This window comes from Rhizorhabdus phycosphaerae (assembly GCF_011044255.1).
Lineage (GTDB): Bacteria > Pseudomonadota > Alphaproteobacteria > Sphingomonadales > Sphingomonadaceae > Rhizorhabdus > Rhizorhabdus phycosphaerae.
In genome coordinates, this window is the sequence record NZ_CP049107.1 from 807,609 (window position 1) to 826,652 (window position 19,044).

Here is a 19,044-nt window from a genome sequence, read left to right on the forward strand (position 1 = left end):
GCGCGCTGCGGACCGCCCGTTCCTCATCCGTTAAGAATTGTGGCGCATCGCCCCCGAAACCAATGAAACTATTGCGCCGCAGCATCATTCTATCCCTGTCGACAGCCGGGGAAGGAAGCACAGCAGATGCAAGAACAGATCCGCTCCATCCTGAAGGCCGCCCTCGGAAGCCGGGCCGCGCCAGGAACGATCGAGCATATCGCCGTCGTGGGCAACGCCCTGCCCCGCCGCTGTGGCCTGGCCACCTTCACGTCGCACGTCGTGGACGCCCTGCGGGATCGCTTCCCCGGGCTGGTCGTCGACCATTATGCGATGGATGACCGGTCGGGCATCGAATATCCCGCCAATGTGCACACCATCGCCGCCGACGATCCCGCCGCCTACCGCCTGGCAGCAGGCCTGATCGAAGCGAGCGGTGCGCAGGCGATCTGGCTTCAGCATGAATTCGGCATCTTCGGCGGCACTGCCGGCGATCATGTCATGCGCCTGCTCGAACGCTCCACCCTGCCCGTCGTCGCCACTCTGCACACCGTGCTCGAGAAGCCCTCGGCCGAAGAGCGCCTGGCATTCGACCGGCTTCTGGATCGCTGCGCCCATCTGATCGTAATGGCCGAGCGCGGCAAGACGATCCTCGAAACGGTCTATGGCGTATCGCCCGAACGGGTCTCGGTCATCCCGCATGGCGTGCCGGACCGCCCGCATATTGTCCCGGAGCAGGCCAAGCAAAGCTTCCGTCTCGCCGACCGCAAGGTCATCATGACCTTTGGCTTACTCGCGCCCGACAAAGGCATCGGTTTCATGATCGATGCCATGCCGGCCATAGTCGCGCGTCACCCCGAGGCTCTTTATGTGGTGATCGGCGCCACCCATCCCAATCTGATCCGGGAGCAGGGCGAAGCCTTGCGGGAGTCGCTGGAGCAGAAGGCCGCCGATCTGGGCGTCGCCGACAATGTCCGCTTCGTCGGCGACTTTCTGGATCAGGAAGAACTGCTGGACTGGCTCGGGGCGAGCGACGTCTATGTGACGCCCTATCTCAACATGGCGCAGATCACTTCGGGGACGCTGTCTTATGCGATCGGCCTCGGCAAGCCCGTCGTTTCCACCCCCTATCTTCATGCGGCCGAGTTGCTCGCCGACGGCCATGGCATTTTGGTGCCGCCGCGCGATTCCGCCGCGCTCTCCGAAGCGGTGCTCAACCTGCTCGACGACGATGGGGCGCGCGAGGCGCTCGCTGGCCGCGCCTATGCCCGTGGACGCGAATTGCTGTGGCCGCGCGCTGTGGAGCGGGCCGTGGCGCTGATGGAAGCGGCCAACCGTGTCCGCCCGCATGTCAGCCGCTTCACCAGCGGCCGCCCGTTGCGCCCGAGCATAGAGGCGGTCAAGCGCATGACCGACGGGACGGGCATGCTGCAGCATGGCATACATACCGTGCCCGACCGCAACCACGGCTATTGCATCGATGACAACGCCCGCGCGCTGATCCTGATGTGCCGGCTCGGCGAGGAGATGGAGGCGGTAACCGGGCCCCTCGCCTCCACTTATTCCGCGTTCATCAGCCATGCCTGGAATCCGGATCGGGGCCGGTTCCGCAACTTCATGAATTATGATCGCAGTTGGTGCGAAAGCGAGGGCTCCGAAGACAGCAACGGCCGCACTTTGTGGGCGCTCGGCTGCGCGGCCGCCACCGCGACCGACGCCGGCATAAGGGGATGGGCGGCGGATCTGTTCGACAAAGCCGCGCCGCTTGCAGCCCAGCTCATATCCCCGCGCGCATCGGCTTTCGCGGCGCTGGGCGCGGTGGACATCCTCAGCATCTATCCGGGGCATCGCGCGGCGACTGCCATGCTTGAAGCGAGCAGCGACATGCTGAAGTCCCTGCTGGTCACATCGCGCCGCCCCGACTGGGCGTGGTTCGAGACGGTTCTCGCCTATGACAATGCGCGGCTGCCGGAGGCGCTGCTGCGCATCGGCCACCTGCTCGACGATCGCGAGGCGATCGACCTCGGCCTGGAGACGCTGGAGTGGATCGCGAAAGTCCAGACCAATGGGCGCGGCGCCTTCCGCCCGATCGGCACGGACAGTTTCCAGCGTCCCTATTCCGCTCCTCTGCCTTTCGATCAGCAGCCGCTCGAGGCTCAGGCGATGATCGATGCGTGCACCGCGGCGTTGAGCGTCAGTGACGACCGCTGCTGGGTCGATCATGCCTGGCGCGCTTATGGCTGGTTCATCGGCGACAATGACCTCGGCCTGCCCGTGGCCGACGGAATCGATGGCGGCTGTCATGACGGCCTGATGCCCCACGGCGTCAATCGCAATCAGGGCGCAGAATCCATTCTGGCTCTGCAACTAGCCAACGCCTCCATGCGTTCGCTGTCCGAGAAACGGGATTCCGGACCCGCTCGCACGGCTGCCTGAAGGGAGTCATGGAGAGCGGGGAGCGGGCCCAAGCAACGCTCGGGAGCCTATGCTCGCTGAATATACACACCGCCTCCGTCTGGCTGCCGACGCTTCGCGCGTCGTCGTTCGCCCCTTCCACCTCGCCTGGCAGGCCAATGGCTCGGAGCCTGGGCGCGCCCAACGCCTGGTCAAGGCAGTGCTTTCGCTCGACATGGAGGAGACGCGCCGTCAGCTGGCACTCGTCATGTATGATTTCGAAGCGCGCCACTGGCAGACGCGCCGCGTCTTCTCGACCCGCTTCGAACAGATCGCGGTGCAGATGGGCGTCGACCTGCGCGAGCTGGAGGATGAGCGCAAGCAGCTGATCGGGGCCTATTTCTGCCACGAATATAGCTATGCCGCAGCGGCGCTCATGAACCCCAGCGTGGTGCCGCACCCCGACCAGAGCGGGCTGTCATCGAACACGCTTCGTATCCTGCTGTCGCTTCGCGCGGTGGGCGAGGGCCATATCAGCTCGATTGCCTTTCGTGAGGGACTGATCACCGGCAGCCGCGAGCTGGAGCTTGCGCCCGAGCCGCCCTTCGCCACCGCCGCGGATGCGCCCGATGCGGATGGCATCCGCGACCAGGACGGACCCATCACCGTCGAACGCCATCGCGACAGTACGCTTTCGGGCATGGTCATCTTTCCGATGACGCCCGCGCAGCGCAATGGGCTGGAAGATCTGCGACTGACCCATTTCGTCCATGACGACGGAAGCACCGAATATATCGGTACCTACACCGCCTATTCGGGGCGGGACATCCAGTCGGAATTGATGCGCACGCGCGATTTCCGGTCGATCGACCTGATCCCGATGCGCGGCGCGGCGGCCCGCAATAAAGGCATGGCGCTGTTCCCACGCAAGATCGACGGCCGCTACATGATGATCGGTCGGCAGGATGGCCAGAATCTGTTCCTGCTGCGCTCGGATGACATCGGTCATTGGGAGGAGGGCGACCTTTTGCTGGCGCCAGCCTTTCCTTGGGAGTTCGTGCAGATCGGCAATTGCGGCGCGCCGATCGAGCTGGACGAAGGCTGGCTTCTGCTGACCCACGGTGTCGGCGCGATGCGGAAATATTCGATCGGCGCCATATTGCTCGACCGGGACGATCCGTCGAAAGTTATGGGTCGCACGCAGCACCCCATCCTGGCTCCGATGGACGAGGATCGCGAGGGCTATGTCCCCAATGTGGTCTATACCTGCGGCGCGCTGCGCCACGGCGAGTATCTCTTCCTGCCTTATGGCGTCGCCGACAGTTCGGTGGCCTTCGCCTTCCTGCCGATCAAGGAACTGCTCGACAAGTTATGATGTGGGCAGCCTCAAGGCTCCCCATCAGATCGCCCGCCGTGCCTCGCCGAGCACCGAGCGCACGACGCTGGCGGGAACAGCGAATCCAATGCCGATATTCCCTTCGCCACCGGGCGCGAGGATGGCGGTGTTGATGCCGATGACCTCGCCCCGCATGTTGATCAGCGGCCCGCCCGAATTGCCGGGATTGATCGGCGCGTCGGTCTGGATCAGGCCAATGCCGCTCTGCGGGGTCAAGCCCCTCCCCAATGCGCTGACGATCCCCGCCGTCACGGTCTGGCCCAGGCCGAACGGATTGCCGATCGCGACCACATAGTCGCCCACCTCGGCGCTGTCGGTCGCAGCCAGCGGCGCCGCGACCAGCTTTTCCGGCGGGATGCGGAGCACGGCGAGATCCGCCTGCGGGCTGGTGCCGAGAAGCTCGGCCTGGAATTGCCGCTTGTCCTGCAGGACGACGAGGATCGCCGATCCGCCGCCGACGACATGGTTGTTGGTGAGAACGAGCCCACGCGCGGCGTCGATGATCACGCCGGAACCCGCCGACATGCGCGGCTGCACCGCCGAGTCGGGAACGCCCAGGAAGCGCCGGAAATAGGGATCGCGCAGCAGCGGATTCTGGGCATAGGGCGAGGGATAGGCGACCGCGATGTTGACGACGGCGGGCGAAACCCGTTTCACCAGCGGCGCGACGCTTAGCCGGTCGAGCGGCACGGGATCGCCCGAAGCCGCCAGGGCAACGCCATTGGCCGGCTGGGGGCTGGCGCCACGCTCCTGCCATGCCGGTATCAGGGCTGCCGATCCCAGAAGAAAAGCTGCCGCGACCGCCGCCTTGTGCATAGTCCCCATCTCCCTGTGTACCGGACAAGCCGGATGGCAGATGATCATGCGTTCCGCGATTTTCCAGAGGCGTTCCGCCCCGAAAGGCCGGTCAGTCGATGCGGGACTGCGCCTCGAACCAGGGGATCATCCGGCCGATCGCCTCCTCGATCAGGACGGTCGACACCGCGAAGCTGAAGCGAATGAAGCGATGCCCCTCGACGGGATCGAAATCGAGACCGGGCGCTGTTGCGACCCCGGTTTCGCGCAGCAGCCGCTCGCAGAAGCCGATGCTGTCCTCGGTGAGATGGCTGATGTCGGCATAGATGTAGAAGGCGCCGTCGGGGGGAGCGATCTGCCGCAGCCCCATCGCCGGCAAGGCATCGAGCAGCAGGTCGCGGTTGCGGGCATAGGTTCGCAGATGCCCTTCCAGTTCGTCGCGACAGTCGAAGGCGATCAGCCCCGCGCGCTGGGCCAGAACGGGCGGGGTCAGGAACAAATTGCCCATCCGCGCCCGTGCCGCAGGGATCAGCTCGCGCGGCACCACCAGCCAGCCCAGCCGCCAGCCCGCCATGCTGTAATATTTGGAGAAGCTGTTGACGATCAGGGCATCGGGATCATGCTCGATCATGGACGAAATCGGCACGCCATAGCCGAGCCCATGATAGATTTCGTCCGATATGATCCGGATGCCCCGCTCGCGGCAGATCGCCGCGATCGCCGCCAGTTCGTCCGGTGCGATAACCGTTCCGGTAGGGTTGGCAGGGCTGGCGACGATCAACCCGTCCGGCGCGGGGGACAGCGCAGCGACCGCAGACGCGGTCAGCTGGTAGCGCTCCTCAGGCCCGCACGCGATCTCGACAGGCTCCAGGTACATGGCGCGCAGCGTATTGCGATAGGCGACATAGCCGGGACGCGCCAGGGCGACCCTCGCGCCCGGTCGAAACAGGCAGGACAGCGCAAGCACGAAGGCCGGCGAGGCGCCGCAGGTGAGGATGACCTGCTCGGGATCGACCTCGGCACCATGCCGTTCGGCATAAAGGCGGGCGATCCGCTCCTTCAGCGGCATGCTTTCCCAATAGCCCATGGGATCATTGTCGAGGATGTCGTGCGCAGCCGCGATCGCCTCGGCGGGGGCGCCGGTCGATGGCTGGCCGAACTCCATGTGGATGATCGATTGCCCTGCCGTCGACAGGGCATGGGCGATCCGGCTTATGGCGATGGCGTGGAAGGGTTCAACCTGGGCGATCATGCGCGTCTGCTAAGGCCATTGCGCGATGCAGACAATGGCGTCACCCGCCGAGCCGCCTCCTGCCGCGACCCTTGCCAGTTTCAGCAAGCTCCATACGCATTTCGGCAAGGGTTGGATCGACGCAATCGCATAAGCGCAGATTGACCAGCCCGCGATCCCGCATCATGATAACGGAACCAGGTACCGTAAAATAGGGCGGAGCCTGCCCCGGGAAAGCGGAACGGCGCTTCCCGGACAATGGAGAGGAGAGTCAGGGTGGCGGGACGACAGGCCTTGGGCGCGACGCGCCGATTCGCCGGTATGGGCAATCGCTTGGCGAAGGGCGCAGCCGTCGCAGCGGTGGCTTTTGCGATCGCAGCGGGAGCCGGCGCGGCGGACAGGGCCGGATGGATCACCCAACAACGGCTCGAGAAGGCCGATGCGGAACCCGGCAGCTGGCTGAACACCGGCCGCAACTATGCCGAGGACCATTATAGCCCACTCGATCAGCTCGACGCATCGACGGTCGGACGGCTCAAGCTCGCCTGGTATCAGGACCTCGACACCGATCGCGGCCAGGAAGCGAACCCCATCGTCGTCGACGGGGTGATGTACACCACCAGCGCCTGGTCGAAGGTCTTCGCCCTCGACGCGCGCAGCGGCAAGCTGCTCTGGTCCTATGATCCCGCCGTCAACGGCCGCAAGGGCTATGACGCATGCTGCGACGTCGTGAACCGGGGCGTCGCCGTCTATGAAGGCAAGGTGTTCGTCGGCGCGCTCGACGGCCGCCTGATCGCACTCGATGCCGCCAGCGGCAAGGTGCTGTGGGACGTGCAGACGACCGACACCAGCCGCCCCTACACCATCACCGGGGCTCCCCGCGTCGTGCGCGGCAAGGTGCTGATAGGCAATGGCGGCGCCGAATATGGGGTGCGCGGCTATGTCAGCGCCTATGACGCAAACAGCGGCAAGCTGGTATGGCGTTTCTACACCGTGCCCAATCCGAACGGTAAGCCCGATGGTGCCGCGTCGGACGCGATCTTCGAAAAGATCGGCAACAAAAGCTGGGGTCCGAACGGCGCCTGGAAAGAGGTTGGGGGCGGCGGCACCGTCTGGGACGCGATCGTCTATGATCAGGAGCTCGACCAGATCCTGATCGGCGTCGGCAATGGCAGCCCTTGGAACCGCCGCGTCCGCTCCGGCGACGAGGGCGACAATCTGTTCCTCTCCTCGATCGTCGCGCTCGATCCCGACACCGGCGCCTATAAATGGCATTTCCAGGAAGTGCCCGGCGAGGAATGGGATTTCACCGCCACCCAGCCGATCATCCTGGCCGACATGCCGGTGGCGGGAAAGCCGCGCAAGGTGCTGTTCCATGCGCCGAAGAATGGCTTCTTCTACGTGATCGACCGCGCCTCCGGTAAGCCCGTCTCGATCAAGAATTTCGTGCCCGTGAATTGGGCCGACGGTTATGACGAGAAGAGCTGGCGCCCGCTGGTCCGCCCCGAAGCGCGGTACACCGAGTCAGGCAAGGAATTCCTGGCGATGCCGAGCGCTTTCGGCGCGCATAACTGGCATCCGATGTCGTTCAGCCCGAAGACCGGCCTCGTCTATATCCCGGTCCAGCTGATGGGCTTCGGCTATGCCGACGACAAGAATTTCACTTATCGCCCCGGTCACTGGAATCTCGGCAACGGATCGCGCTCCCTGCTCGGGCCGCAAAGCGACGCGCAGCTCGCAGCCGCCCGCGCGGCGACCAAAGGGCGCCTGCTCGCCTGGGATCCGGTCAAACAGGAAGCCCGCTTCACGGTCGAGCACCCGGCCCCGTCCAATGGCGGCATCCTTTCGACGGCCGGCAATCTGCTGTTCCAGGGGCAGCCCGACGGCACTTTCTCCGCGTTCGACGCGAGGGACGGCAAGAAGCTCTGGAGCTTCGACGCACAGAATGGCGTGATCGCTGCCCCCATCTCCTTTTCGCTCGACGGCGAACAATATATCGCGGTGATGGCGGGTCTCGGCGGCAGCTTCGGCGTCAGCTCGCCCTTCGCGCCCAATCCGCACAAGCGCCCCAATGGGCGGATCCTCGTCTTCAAGCTCGACGGCAAGGCAAGCCTGCCGCCCTATCAGAAGCCGGTCATGCCCGCGCAACTCGTCAGCGACAGCTTCCCGGCCGGCGCAGCGGAACGCGGCCTCGCCCTCTATGCGGGCCAGTGCAGCCTCTGCCACGGCCCTGGTGGCTATTCGGCGGGGGTGATCCCCGATCTGCGCCGTTCGCCGACCATCGCCAGCCGCGAACTGTTCCATCAGGTGGTGCTCGACGGCATCCTGCAGCAACGTGGCATGATCAGCTTCCGCGACATGCTGAAGCCCGAGCAGGTCGAGGAAATCCGCGCCTATCTCGGCATGCGCGCCGCCGCGCTGAAGGAGAGCGAGGGCAGCTGAACCACCGATCATCGGTCGGTGCAGCCGTTGGACAGGTTGTGCCGCCGATGGACAGAGCCGGGGCCGTCCTGGCGCTAGCCTCTTCCTTTCCGGTTTCGGCGAGGGGGACGGCATGGCGGTGGCGATCGGTGACAAGGCGGGCGGGAATCTGACCGCCGCGATCTCGGTCTATCTGGGCGGGCTGGTGATCGGCCTTACGCTGGTGTCCTTTCCGGCCAGCAGTCTCGTCCTCCGCTCTATCCACGGCTTTTCGAACGAGGCCTATGGAGCGATCTATCTGCCGCAGCTGATCGCCGCGGTCGGTGGAGCGCTGGCGGGCGGTGCCGCAGAAGGCCGGGTCTCGCTCAAGGCGATGTACATCGTCTCGCTGCTCGCCTTCTGCCTCGCTGAAACGCTGCTGGCGATGTCGGCAAGCGCCTCCACTGGCGCGGCACTGCCGATGGTGATGGCGGCCACGGCGCTGTTCGGCTTTGGCTTCGGTTTCGGTGGTGGGCCGCTCAACGCCTTCGCCGCGCTTCTCTTCCCGTCGCGCCAGGGCGCCGCAGTGACGGCCTTGCACATGTGCGCCGGCGCCGGCCTGACGCTGGCCCCGATCCTGTTCGCCGCGCTCGACCGCGTCGGCCTGTGGATTGCCGGGCCGGTCGCGCTCGCCGCCACCGCCGGCCTGCTCGCGCTGCTCAGCATAAGGGCACCCCTGCCTGTTCCCCCACGGCAAGAGCTGCGGACGACAAGCGTGTCTCACCCGTCCCGCTCTCTGTTCTTCTGGCTCTGTGCTGCGGCAGCGATGTTCTACTCGATCGCGGAAGGCACCTTCTCCAACTGGGCGATCGTGTTCCTGACCGACGAACGCGGTCTCGATCCCCAGGCAGCGGCGCTGGCCCTCACCTGCTTCTGGGCGGCACTGACCGCAGGCCGGCTGCTGGCGACGCTGATCGCGGGCTGGTTGCCCCCCGCAGCCTTCCTGCTGTCGCTGCCACTGGCGATCATGCTGACCCAGCTTGCCCTGCCGATGGTCGGCAGCCCTGCGGAGGCGCTGATCGGCTTCGCGGCTGCGGGCCTGTCCTGTTCGGCCTTCTTCCCGATGCTCGTCGCCTTTGCGGCGGCTCCTACGCCACAGGCCATTTCCTGGATCGCATCGATGCTGACCGCGGCGATGATGGTGGGCGTGGGGATCGGTTCCTATGCGATCGGAGCATTGCGGGGAAGCGAGCCGATCGCGGATCTCTATCCGCAGTCGACCCTTGCCCCCGCACTCTGCCTGATCGCGACCCTCACCGCGTTCGTCCTGATCAGGCGCCGTCGATCGCCCGCCTGAAACTCTCGCAGAAAGCGCGGACATCCGCCGCCAGCTGCTGCGGCGTCGACGCCGACGCCCGCGCGTCGATAAAGTCGACCAGCGCCGAACCCACGATGACCGCATCGGCATGCGCGGCGAACTCACGGGCGATGTCCGGGGTCTTTATTCCGAAACCAACCCCCATGGGCAGATCGGACAGCGTTCGCCCGCGCTCGACCGCCTGCCGCACGTCCTCGCTCCCGGCCGCGGCTCCTCCGGTGGGGCCAGCCTGCGGGATCACATAAAGGAAGCCGCCGAAGCCCGCCGTGCGGAGGAGTGGAGCATCGGCGACCGCCCCGGCAGGCAGCAACGGTATCTGGACCAGCCCCGCTTCCCGCAGGCCCGGCAGATAGGCCACAGCCTCGCGCGGGGGCAGATCAGGCAGGATCAGGCCATCGGCGCCCGCCTCGGCTATCGCCGCAAAACCGTCGGCCCCACGAGACAGGACCGGGTTGGCATAGCCCATCAGGATCAGCGGCGTATCCTGATCGCCCTCCCGAAATCGGCGGACGATATCGAGGGTGGCGTCCACGCTGCTACCCGCATCGAGCGCGCGGCGGTTGGCGCGACGGATGACCGGGCCGTCCAATATTGCGTCGGCAAAGGGATAGCCCAGTTCGATCGCGTCGGCGCCGCCTTCGACGAGAGCGTGCAGCAGGCGCGGTGACAGCGAGACTGAAGGGTCTCCTGCGACGAGATAGAAAATCAAAGCAGTACGGCGCTCGGCGGCGCGCAGGGCGAAGCGCCGGATGAGCCGGGAGGTCTGCGGCATCATGCGACGTCCAGAAGATGGTGGTCGACGACCCCTGCCGCCGCCGTGACGCACAATATCGCGGCGCCGAGGGGCAACCGGACCGCCTCCGACAAAGCCAGCGCGACGCCGAAGGCGCTTTCGAACGACAGAGCAAGTCCATGCTCCCAGGCGAGACGACGCATCGCGTCGACCGCGTCAGCATCGGACACTGGACGGACCCCGACCCGACCCGCGCGCAGCCAGGCCGCCAGTTCGGGGCCCGCCGCTGAATAGGACGCGCCGGCAGCGGCGGAGCCGATCCGCCTGATCTGTCCATCGTCGTCCTGCAACAACAGCGTGCGCGCTCCGTGAAAGATGCCCGGCCGCCCCTGCGACAGAGCGCCGCCCGCCTCGCCGGGTTCGGCGATCAGGCAGGAAACTTCTGGATCGTCGAGAAAGGCAGAGAAAAGCCCGGAGGCCGCCGCCCCTCCATCCATCACCGCAATGGCGATGTCGGGCAGCCTGCCCGTGCGATCCAGCAAGGCCGCCCGTGCCTCGGTACCGATAACACCCTGGAAATGTCGGACGATCGTCGGATAGGGATGTGCACCGACCGGTGCCCCGGCAATGTAGAGGCAGCGCTCCGCATCCCCCATCCAGTGCTGCAAGGCGCGGCTCATTGCCCCATGCAGGACCGATATGTCGGGGGACACCAGCACGACCTGCGCGCCGAGGCTGCGCATCCGGTCGATCATGGCACGATAGGTGCCCGCCGCACCCCGCCCTATATAGATAGTAGCCTTAAGCCCAAGCCGCGCCGCTGCTGCGGCGACGGCAACGCCATGCTCGCCCGATCCCGTGTCGGCCACCACTTCGGTCATGCCCATGCGCCGCGCCAGCAGGCATTGGCCGACGACCGCCGCAGCGCCTGCCCCCTGCCCGCTGCTCAGATCCTCGCGCTTGAGGAAGATCGACGCGCCCTGCCCGCTGGTCGCCTCCAGCCGCGTCAGCGGGGTCGGTCGGCAGACATGATCCAGGAGAAGCGCGTCCAGATCGCGGCGGAATTCCGGATCGTCGAGCACGTCAGTGAAGGTCGAATCCAGCCGGTCGAGCACGGGCAGCAGCGCCGCCACGACGAATTGGCCACCGAACAGCTCGTCACCCGCGCCACGGAACTTGCCCCTGGGAATATCGTGCGGCTGGTTATTCGGGATTATGTGCATCGTCCCGTTGAACAGGCGACGCAGGCGTGGGTCCAGACCGGGGCTGACGAAACAAAAAGCCCCGCGCAATAAGTGGATAGAGCCGGCAGCCGACGGATGCCGCCGTCAGCGGCGCAGGGTCTCCGACGGCAGCTCCTGGAAGCGCCTGCGATATTCGGCGGAGAAGCGGCCGAGATGGGTGAAGCCCCATTCGAGCGCCAGTTCGCTCACCGTGGTCGGGGCGCTCGCGTCGAGCAGCGCCTCCCGCACGCCTTCCATGCGACGGTTGCGGATGTAGAGCAGCGGCGGCGTGCCGACGAAGCGCTCGAAGCCGGTGTAGAGCGCCCGCGCGCTGACGTCGGCAGCGGCGACGAGCGCTTCCATCGTAATGTCCTCGCGCAGATTCTGCTCGATATAGGAGAGCGCCCGTTTGACGTGGCGCGGGAGCGCTCCCGTCGCGGAAGCCCGCAAAGCCTCGCTATAATTGTTCGGCTGCCCCAGCAGCAGCAGCGAGATCAGCGCGCTTTCGATCTCGTTCGAAACGCGCCGCTCGCCCAGCAGGCCAGGGTCCATCTCATATTGGTCGAACAGGAAATTGGCGAGCCGCGCAATCGAACGGCCCGGTTCGCCGTCGAGTTCGATCAGCGGCTCGAACACCACCGGTTGCGTCAGCCCGCGGCCGAGCAGGTCGGCCGCCCGCTTCTCGACCGCCGAGCGCGAAATCTTGACCATGCGCTGGCCGCAATCGGCGGACCAGACCGACCGCACCCATTCGGTCGGCGACACGATCGTCGCAGTCCCCACCTGGTTGCGCACCGCGCGCCCGCAATGCTCGAGGTCGGTCCAGCCGGACAAAGGCAGTTCGAGCATGAAGAACGTCTCGAACAGCCCAGCATCAATATGCACTTCTGCACCATATTGCAGATAGTTGAGCGACAATTTCGCGAGCGGGACGCGATGATGCCGGGCATCGACGCGATGATCACGATCACGCAAATAGGTCCGGTGGCTGCAATAGGATCCGGCCAGATAGCTGCTGAACTCGGCCAGATCGGTCGAAACCATCGCGACCCGCGAAGAAAGGGGCAATTGCGCGGAAATCATGCACGTCCTCCTTTCCATTCACTTTGTTCGGCAATCGAGCCTGTCGCGAAAAGCCAGACCGTTCAAGTCTAAAATATGACGTTCGCCGACTAGAGCGAATGCCATGGCTTGAGTTGTTCGTAAGCACTGCGATAGCGCTCAGCCATCCTATTGTATCGCCTTGCTTTTTCTTGATCGGGCACGAAATCCCTTTCGACGCGAACCAGTGAAGCCGATGCCTCCGCGATCGACCCGTAGCGACCGATACCCAGCCCCGCGACGATCGCAGCGCCGACCGCTCCCGTGTCGAGGCACTCGACGCGCCTGAGGGTCACGCCAAGCACGTCGGCCCGTATCTGCGCCCAAAGGTCGGACCGGTTCCCCGCGCCACCGATATACAGCGATCCCGGATGCGCGCCCGCGGCCTCGGCGGCACCCTCGAAGATCAGCCGTGCCGACAGCGCAACACCTTCCAGCGCCGCCAGCGACAATTGCGGCGCCCCGTCGTGCGAGCTCATCCCAAGGAAGGCGCCGCGCGCATGGGCATCCCAGAGCGGCGCGCGCTCGCCCTCCAGATGCGGAAGGAACAGGACGCCATCGCCGGCCCCCGCACGATCGGCCTGCGCGGCGCGGTCGAGGACTCCCTGATGATCGGTGCCGAGCAGTTGCGCCATCCAGCGCAGCGTGTCGCCACCGCTCTGCGTCGGGCCGGCCTGGACATACCAGTCGTCGATCGGTGGAAAGCTCACGATTCCCGCCCGGCCGCCCGGCTGCGCGCCGATCAGCGCGACGATCTCACTGGTCCCGCTGATGTAACAGCCCTCGCCCGGACCGGCCGCGCCAGATCCGAACAGGCAGGCAAAGGCATCCATGGTGCCGTTGACGATGCGGGCCGAACAATCGGGCCAATGCGCGTGGCGAAAGCGGCCGATAACATCGCGGAAGCACCGCAGCGGAGCAACCCTGTCCGCAGCTCCCGGCACCAGCGCGAGATATTCGTCGATATAGGCCCCCGACGCATCGACCGCGTCGAAGCAGGCAAAGGGATCGGCCGTCCAGCTTCCGGTCAACTGGCGGAGCAGGAAATCCTTCGGCGACAGGATCTTCGCCGTCCGCGCCCACAGATCGGGACGATGACGCGCCATATAGGCCATTTGCGGCAGCATGTGACTGGCGCTGACCGCCATGCCGGACGGCCACCATCGGGCCCGACGCTCCTCGCCGACCAGCTGGTTCAGGCGCTCCGCCTCTTCTTCCGCCCGTACGTCCTGCCACACCACTGCAGGGGCCAGCGGGGTACCCTCCTCGTCCACGAAGACATAGGTGTTGACCTGGCTGCAGATGCCGATCGCGGTGAGCTCGGCGGGCGAGCGGCCTTCCATCAACCGGTCGGCCACCTGCCACAGTGCCATCATCCAATCCCAGGCATTCTGTTCGACCCGTCCCTCTACGGCTCGATTGGTCGGATAGGTCGTGCCACAGGTCGCAAGCAGTTCGCCGTCGCGCCCGTACAAGGCGCCCTTGAGCGAGGTGGTGCCGAGATCGATACCCAGAATATAGCCGTCGTCAGGCATCGAGCGCGCTCCTGACGTCGCGCAGGAAGTGCCGGATCTCGTTCTTGCCTCGCCGCACATTGCGCACGCACATCGAACCGATAACGACCCCATCGGCGCCCGCATCGACAGCCTCGCGCGCCTGTTGCGGGGTTCCGATGCCGAAGCCCGCCAGCAGCGGGCGAACGATAGCCGCCCGCCGTGCGGAGGCGATCGTCTCGGCAAGCCGGGGGTCCAGCGTGTCGCGCGGTCCGGTCTTGCCGTCCGCCGCCTGAATCATGACATAGCCGTCCCAGCTGCGCGCCGCGTCCAGGTCCCAGCGGTCCTGGTCGAGCGGTAGCAGGCCGCATTGCGGCACGCCCGCTACGGTGATCGCCCTGTCCGCATCGCCGATCACGAGCGCACCGTCGAGCGGAAGCCCGGCAACCCGCGCCACATCGAGATCGGCATAGGCCATGCAGACCCCGGCGGATGCCGACGGATGTGTGGCCAGCCAGGCCGAAACTTCAGCGATCCGGTCATAGCCATCGCCGCCTGCGCCGATGACCCGCGCCATGGCACCGGCAATGTCGGAGCCGTCGAGATAGGGGTCGACCGAAGGGATGCCGAGTTCGAAGATGTCGACGCCCTCCTCGACATAGATGTCGCGCAGGGCGTCGTCGAAATCCTCGTCGCCCATCACGAAATAGCAGGCGAGGATCGGCCGGCCGCGTGCGGCCAGCCGATCGAGTTTTGTGGTCCCGCTCAAGGGTACCCTTTCCTGTAGGTTCAAGCTCATGTCGGCTGTCGGCAGCGGTTCGAGAGGACCGTCGCAGATCAGAAAGACCTGCGGACCGAAAGGCTCCACTCGCGCGGCCGGGCGAACACGCCTTCGACATAGCCGAAGCCACCGAACTCATTGTTGCCAGTGAGCAGATAGCGCTTGTCGGTGATATTCCGGATACCGGCCGCAACCTGCCAGAGCTTGTCGGGCGTGTCGTAGATCAGGGTTGCGTTGAACAGGTGGTATCCGCTCTGGGCGATGTTCTCGCTGTTCGCGGCGTCGCTGTAGGTCTTCGACCGGTAGCTCCAGTCGCCGCGCACCGTCAGGTCGCCGATCTCGCCCAGCGGCACGACATAGCTGGCCGAACCGGCGAGAGACCATTTCGGCGAGTTGACGAAGCTGTCGCCCTTGTCGATGCCCTGAGACGGATCAAAATCGGCGGCGAACTTGGTGTAGCCCGTGTCGAGATAGCCGGCCGAGAATTGCAGCGTCAGCGGCTTGACGGGGCGCAGTGTCAGTTCCGCCTCGGCGCCGTATACACGCCCGGCTGCGGCATTGCCGGTGCCAGGCGCGATCACGTCCAGCACGCGGACCTGGATGTCCCGGTAGCGGGTGTAGAAGCCGGCGAGGTCGAAACGGACCGTACCCGCCGCATTGGAGGTCTTCAGGCCGGCTTCGTAGACGTCGGCCGTCTCGGGATCGAACGAGCCGGGAACGGCGCGCGGCGGGAAGACGCGCTGGTTGAATCCGCCCGACTTGAAGCCCTGCGAAAAGGACACATAGGTCATCAGGCGATCGGTCCACTGATAGTCGGCACCGAGAAGGACCGAGAAATCGTTGAACTTCCGCTTCGACTGGACCTTGGGCAGGATGCGCTGGCCGTCGGTGAAGCCGGCGCCGCCGAACAGCGACTGGGTATAGTCGTAGAAAATGACCTGCTGGTCGGGGGTGAAGCGCTTGGTCTCGTCGGTGTAACGCGCACCGGCCGTCAGCCGCAGCTTGTCGGTCGCCTTGAACGAGAGATGGGCGAAGCTGGCAAGGCTGTCATTCTTAACCGCGCCACCGCTCTTGATCAGGATGACCGAGGTGTAGACATTGTTGAGATTGTCACCCTTCTCGGTGAAATAATAGCCGCCGACGAGCCAGTCGAGACGGTCGTCGATGAGCGAGCCATAGAGCTGGACCTCCTGGCTGAACTGCTGCTGGCTGATGTCGTCATAGGTTTCGACGATGGTGAAGGGCGAATTGTCGGTGTCGCGGCCGAACTGGCTATCGAACTTGCGGAAGGCCGTGATCGACTTCAGCGTGACGTCGCCCATCTCATAGGCGACCGTGCCCCCTACCCCCCACAGGTCCAGGTCGGAAATAGCATTCGGGTTGCGGCCCCGGAAGGTCTGATAGGGTCCGCCCGCCGTGAAGCGCGCATCGAACTGCGGTAGCCCGAGCGCGGGTGCGATCACCCCATTATAGGGGCCGAAGGTCGGCGCACCGGCGTTCGGATTGAAATCGAGCAGCTTCTGCGCCTGCGCCTGTTCGCGCCGCCGCGTGCCATCGGCTGCGAGATCGATCGTCAGCGCATCGGTCGGCTTCCAGCGCAGCGCGATGCGACCGAGTAGCGCCTTGGTGTTGCCGAGCTTGGGCCCGCCCGCATTCTTGACGAAACCGTCCTGGTTGAGCGTCGCCGCCGAGACGCGCAGCGCCAGCGTGTCGTTGACCGGCAGATCGACCACGGCCTTGCCGTCGATGCGGTTACGGCTGCCGGTGCGCAACTCGACCGTGCCGCCGAACTCGTCCTTCGGCGGCTGCGAAGTGATGTTGATTGCGCCGCCGATCGTGTTCTTGCCGAACAGCGTACCCTGAGGCCCGCGCAGCACCTCGACGCGCTGGACGTCGACCAGGTCGAGCACGCCGCCGACCGAGCGGGCGATATAGACGCCGTCCAGATAGAGACCGACGCCGGGATCGGTGACGAGGGTGAAGTCGGTCTGGCCGATACCGCGGATGTAGATCGACGCGGCGGTGTTGCTGCCCGAGATCGGCGCCGACGAGTTGAACACCAGATTGGGAGTCGATTGAGCGATCTGGGAGACATTGTCGACCTGCCTCGCCTGAAGATCGGCGGCAGTGAAGGCAGTGATCGACACCGGGACCTTCTGCAGCGTCTCTTCGCGGCGGCGGGCGGTGACGACGATGTCGCCGATCTCGGTCGCCTCGCTCGCGCCGGCGGTGGCATCCGCCTGGCCCGCGAACAGCGGCGCGCTGGTAGCCAGCGCACTGGCCGAAAGCAAAGTCGTAATCAGGCTTCTGCCAAGGTTGGACGACATCGATTTCCCCTTTTCATCTCTTTCTACCGATTGACGGCGAATAAGAGGTCGGGGCGCGCTTTCCGTCTATCCAACCTTGGCGGGGTTTATCCGCTTATTGACCGGCGCTCCGTGGATATCGGGCCGGTCGACCTTTGTCAGTGCGTCGTCGGGCGGGGCAGGAAGCCCTGCAACTGGTCCTTGATCGCCAGGCGCAGCTTCTTGAGCTTTGATAGACGGGCATCGTCGGGCACGGCCTTCTGCATTTCGCGGCTGATCTCCTTCTCCAGCCGACGATGGGCGAGCGACAAACGGTAGACCAAGGCGTGCATGTCCACTCTCTCCTTTTGGATGTGTTGAGGGTTGGCAAGGCACCTGCCGGCCATTGGTCTGACGACGCGCCGCCACTTCGGCAACAGGGAGACAGGGCGGCGCGTCGTCAGTGACCGTCGGGTCGGTGGGGTTGCTTGGGGGAAACCAACCCGACGGCAAACTGGGAACCTCTGGCTAGAGGCGGTACTGGTCCAACTTCTCGGCGGCCCCGGAGGTCTGACGGTCGTTCGATCGACGCTCGCCGATCTGCCTACTGTCTTGGCGCCTCCCGGCCCGTGACCGATGAAATGCCGGGAAAGCGCCTCGAAAGCCAATTGAAAGGATCGGGGGTAAACGATAGAAAAAATCTATCGGGCCGGTTAAGCTTTCGGCAAGAGTTTTCCGACGCGTCGTTCAATCCGCCGAGAGGATCGCCCGAGCGGTCAGCTGGATGCGGCGCGCGATCGAGCGATAGCTATCCTCATTGGCTGCGCGCGTGCGCCAGGCCGCTGCGATCGAACGCGTGCTGGTCCAGTCGACGGGCTCAACCCGTCGCACCAGCGCATCGCCGCCGACTTCGGAACGAAGATAGAGTTCGGGAAGGACGGCCAGACCGATGCCGGAACCAACCATTTGCTGGATGCTGTCGAGGCTGGTGCCTTCATAATCGCGCAGAATCACGGCGCGGAGCTCGTCGCAGATGCGCTCGACCATACGGTGGTAATGATGGCGGGGGTCAAGCGACAGGAAGCGCTCGCCCGCCAGATCCTCGCGCTTCACGACCTCGCGCTCGGCGAGCGGATGGTTGGGCGGGACGACGATGATCATGCGCTCCCGGAACAGCGGCTCGAGTTCGATCCCCTCCGCACTGAGCGGCAGCGGCCCCACCATCATGTCCAGCCGTCCGCGCGACAGTTCGAGCGCCTGTTCCGAAGGGATGCCCTCACGGATGTAGAGGCGCAGATCCGGTTCCTCGCGATTGAGCGCCCCGACGATGGACGGCATCAGATAAGGTCCGAGGGTAGGCGTCACTCCGAAACGGATGATACCGACCATCTTCTCGCGCGCGCGCCGCGCCACGCTTCGAATCTCACCCACTTCGACCAGCACTCGCCGCGCGCGCTCGACGATCTGTCGACCGAGCGGGGTCAGTTCCACCGTCCAGCCGCTCCGTTCCACCAGCCTGCCGCCAAGTCGCTTCTCGAGCGCCGTCAGCTGATGGCTGAGGGTCGGCTGCGACACGCCGCACTGGTCCGCCGCCTTGCCGAAATGGAGCAGATCGGCGACCGCAACGAGATATTCGAGCTGACGGACCGTAGGCATAGCAAGGATGATAGATGATCTCTATCGATCGGGCGACCCTCTTTCGATTGGATCGGGAACGTAACACCGGGCACAAGGATGACGCGCATCGGCGGTATCTTGCTCGATCACTCGACCGCCGGTGCGCGACCCCGCCCCCCCATTTCCCCGCTGGCACGACCGGGGGGCTGAAGAGGTCGGCGGCGCGCCCTGTCCCCCT

At 65.4% G+C, this 19,044-nt stretch carries 14 protein-coding genes; 4 read left to right on the forward strand and 10 right to left on the reverse strand.

What is annotated here, in order from left to right; genetic code table 11:
• The first annotated feature begins 126 nt into the window (after positions 1 to 126).
• A complete protein-coding gene (locus tag G6P88_RS03740; protein ID WP_165321899.1) occupies positions 127 to 2,415 on the forward strand; it encodes a glycosyltransferase family 4 protein in 2,289 nt (762 codons plus the stop codon).
• 49 nt (positions 2,416 to 2,464) lie between these two features.
• Entirely contained in the window at positions 2,465 to 3,748 is a 1,284-nt protein-coding gene (locus tag G6P88_RS03745; protein ID WP_165321900.1) for a glycoside hydrolase family 130 protein, read from the forward strand.
• Between the two features lie 24 nt (positions 3,749 to 3,772).
• Here the strand turns inward: G6P88_RS03745 and G6P88_RS03750 are convergent, their stop codons facing one another.
• Both G6P88_RS03750 and G6P88_RS03755 read right to left on the reverse strand, forming a co-directional pair.
• A complete protein-coding gene (locus G6P88_RS03750; protein WP_226946710.1) occupies positions 3,773 to 4,633 on the reverse strand; it encodes a trypsin-like peptidase domain-containing protein in 861 nt (286 codons plus the stop codon).
• Between the two features lie 43 nt (positions 4,634 to 4,676).
• Positions 4,677 to 5,816 (reverse strand): aminotransferase class I/II-fold pyridoxal phosphate-dependent enzyme, encoded by a 1,140-nt coding sequence (locus G6P88_RS03755; RefSeq protein WP_165321901.1) that lies wholly within the window; start codon positions 5,814 to 5,816, stop codon positions 4,677 to 4,679.
• Positions 5,817 to 6,128: 312 nt separating this feature from the next.
• Between G6P88_RS03755 and G6P88_RS03760 the strand changes: the two genes are divergently transcribed.
• Together G6P88_RS03760 and G6P88_RS03765 are read left to right on the forward strand one after the other, a co-directional pair.
• A complete protein-coding gene (locus G6P88_RS03760) occupies positions 6,129 to 8,237 on the forward strand; it encodes a PQQ-dependent dehydrogenase, methanol/ethanol family (RefSeq protein ID WP_226946711.1) in 2,109 nt (702 codons plus the stop codon).
• 112 nt (positions 8,238 to 8,349) lie between these two features.
• Positions 8,350 to 9,552: an MFS transporter gene (locus G6P88_RS03765; RefSeq protein WP_165321902.1), complete on the forward strand. Its 1,203-nt coding sequence runs from the start codon at positions 8,350 to 8,352 to the stop codon at positions 9,550 to 9,552.
• Here the strand turns inward: G6P88_RS03765 and trpA are convergent.
• The 8 genes from trpA to G6P88_RS03805 form a co-directional block, all read right to left on the reverse strand.
• Positions 9,527 to 10,348, reverse strand: a complete 822-nt coding sequence (trpA, locus tag G6P88_RS03770; protein ID WP_165321903.1) for a tryptophan synthase subunit alpha — start codon at positions 10,346 to 10,348, stop codon at positions 9,527 to 9,529. The genes G6P88_RS03765 and trpA overlap by 26 nt on opposite strands.
• The gene (locus G6P88_RS03775; RefSeq protein ID WP_165321904.1) at positions 10,345 to 11,529 is read right to left on the reverse strand and encodes a pyridoxal-phosphate dependent enzyme; all 1,185 of its coding nucleotides are present in this window, start codon (positions 11,527 to 11,529) and stop codon (positions 10,345 to 10,347) included. Before G6P88_RS03775 ends, trpA begins: the two co-directional genes overlap by 4 nt.
• 105 nt (positions 11,530 to 11,634) lie before the next feature.
• Positions 11,635 to 12,612: an AraC family transcriptional regulator gene (locus G6P88_RS03780; RefSeq protein WP_206335851.1), complete on the reverse strand. Its 978-nt coding sequence runs from the start codon at positions 12,610 to 12,612 to the stop codon at positions 11,635 to 11,637.
• Positions 12,613 to 12,701: 89 nt separating this feature from the next.
• Positions 12,702 to 14,165 carry a xylulokinase gene (locus G6P88_RS03785; RefSeq protein ID WP_165321906.1) on the reverse strand — a complete coding sequence of 488 codons (1,464 nt, stop codon included), beginning with the start codon at positions 14,163 to 14,165 and terminating at the stop codon, positions 12,702 to 12,704.
• The gene (locus G6P88_RS03790) at positions 14,158 to 14,892 is read right to left on the reverse strand and encodes a tryptophan synthase subunit alpha (protein WP_165321907.1); all 735 of its coding nucleotides are present in this window, start codon (positions 14,890 to 14,892) and stop codon (positions 14,158 to 14,160) included. Before G6P88_RS03790 ends, G6P88_RS03785 begins: the two co-directional genes overlap by 8 nt.
• A 68-nt stretch (positions 14,893 to 14,960) precedes the next feature.
• Positions 14,961 to 17,231, reverse strand: a complete 2,271-nt coding sequence (locus G6P88_RS03795; protein ID WP_165321908.1) for a TonB-dependent receptor — start codon at positions 17,229 to 17,231, stop codon at positions 14,961 to 14,963.
• Between the two features lie 137 nt (positions 17,232 to 17,368).
• Positions 17,369 to 17,542 carry an HP1242/YdcH family protein gene (locus tag G6P88_RS03800; protein WP_165321909.1) on the reverse strand — a complete coding sequence of 58 codons (174 nt, stop codon included), beginning with the start codon at positions 17,540 to 17,542 and terminating at the stop codon, positions 17,369 to 17,371.
• A 394-nt stretch (positions 17,543 to 17,936) separates the two neighbouring features.
• Positions 17,937 to 18,845, reverse strand: coding sequence for a hydrogen peroxide-inducible genes activator (locus G6P88_RS03805; RefSeq protein WP_165321910.1), 909 nt, complete (start codon positions 18,843 to 18,845; stop codon positions 17,937 to 17,939).
• Positions 18,846 to 19,044 lie beyond the last annotated feature (199 nt).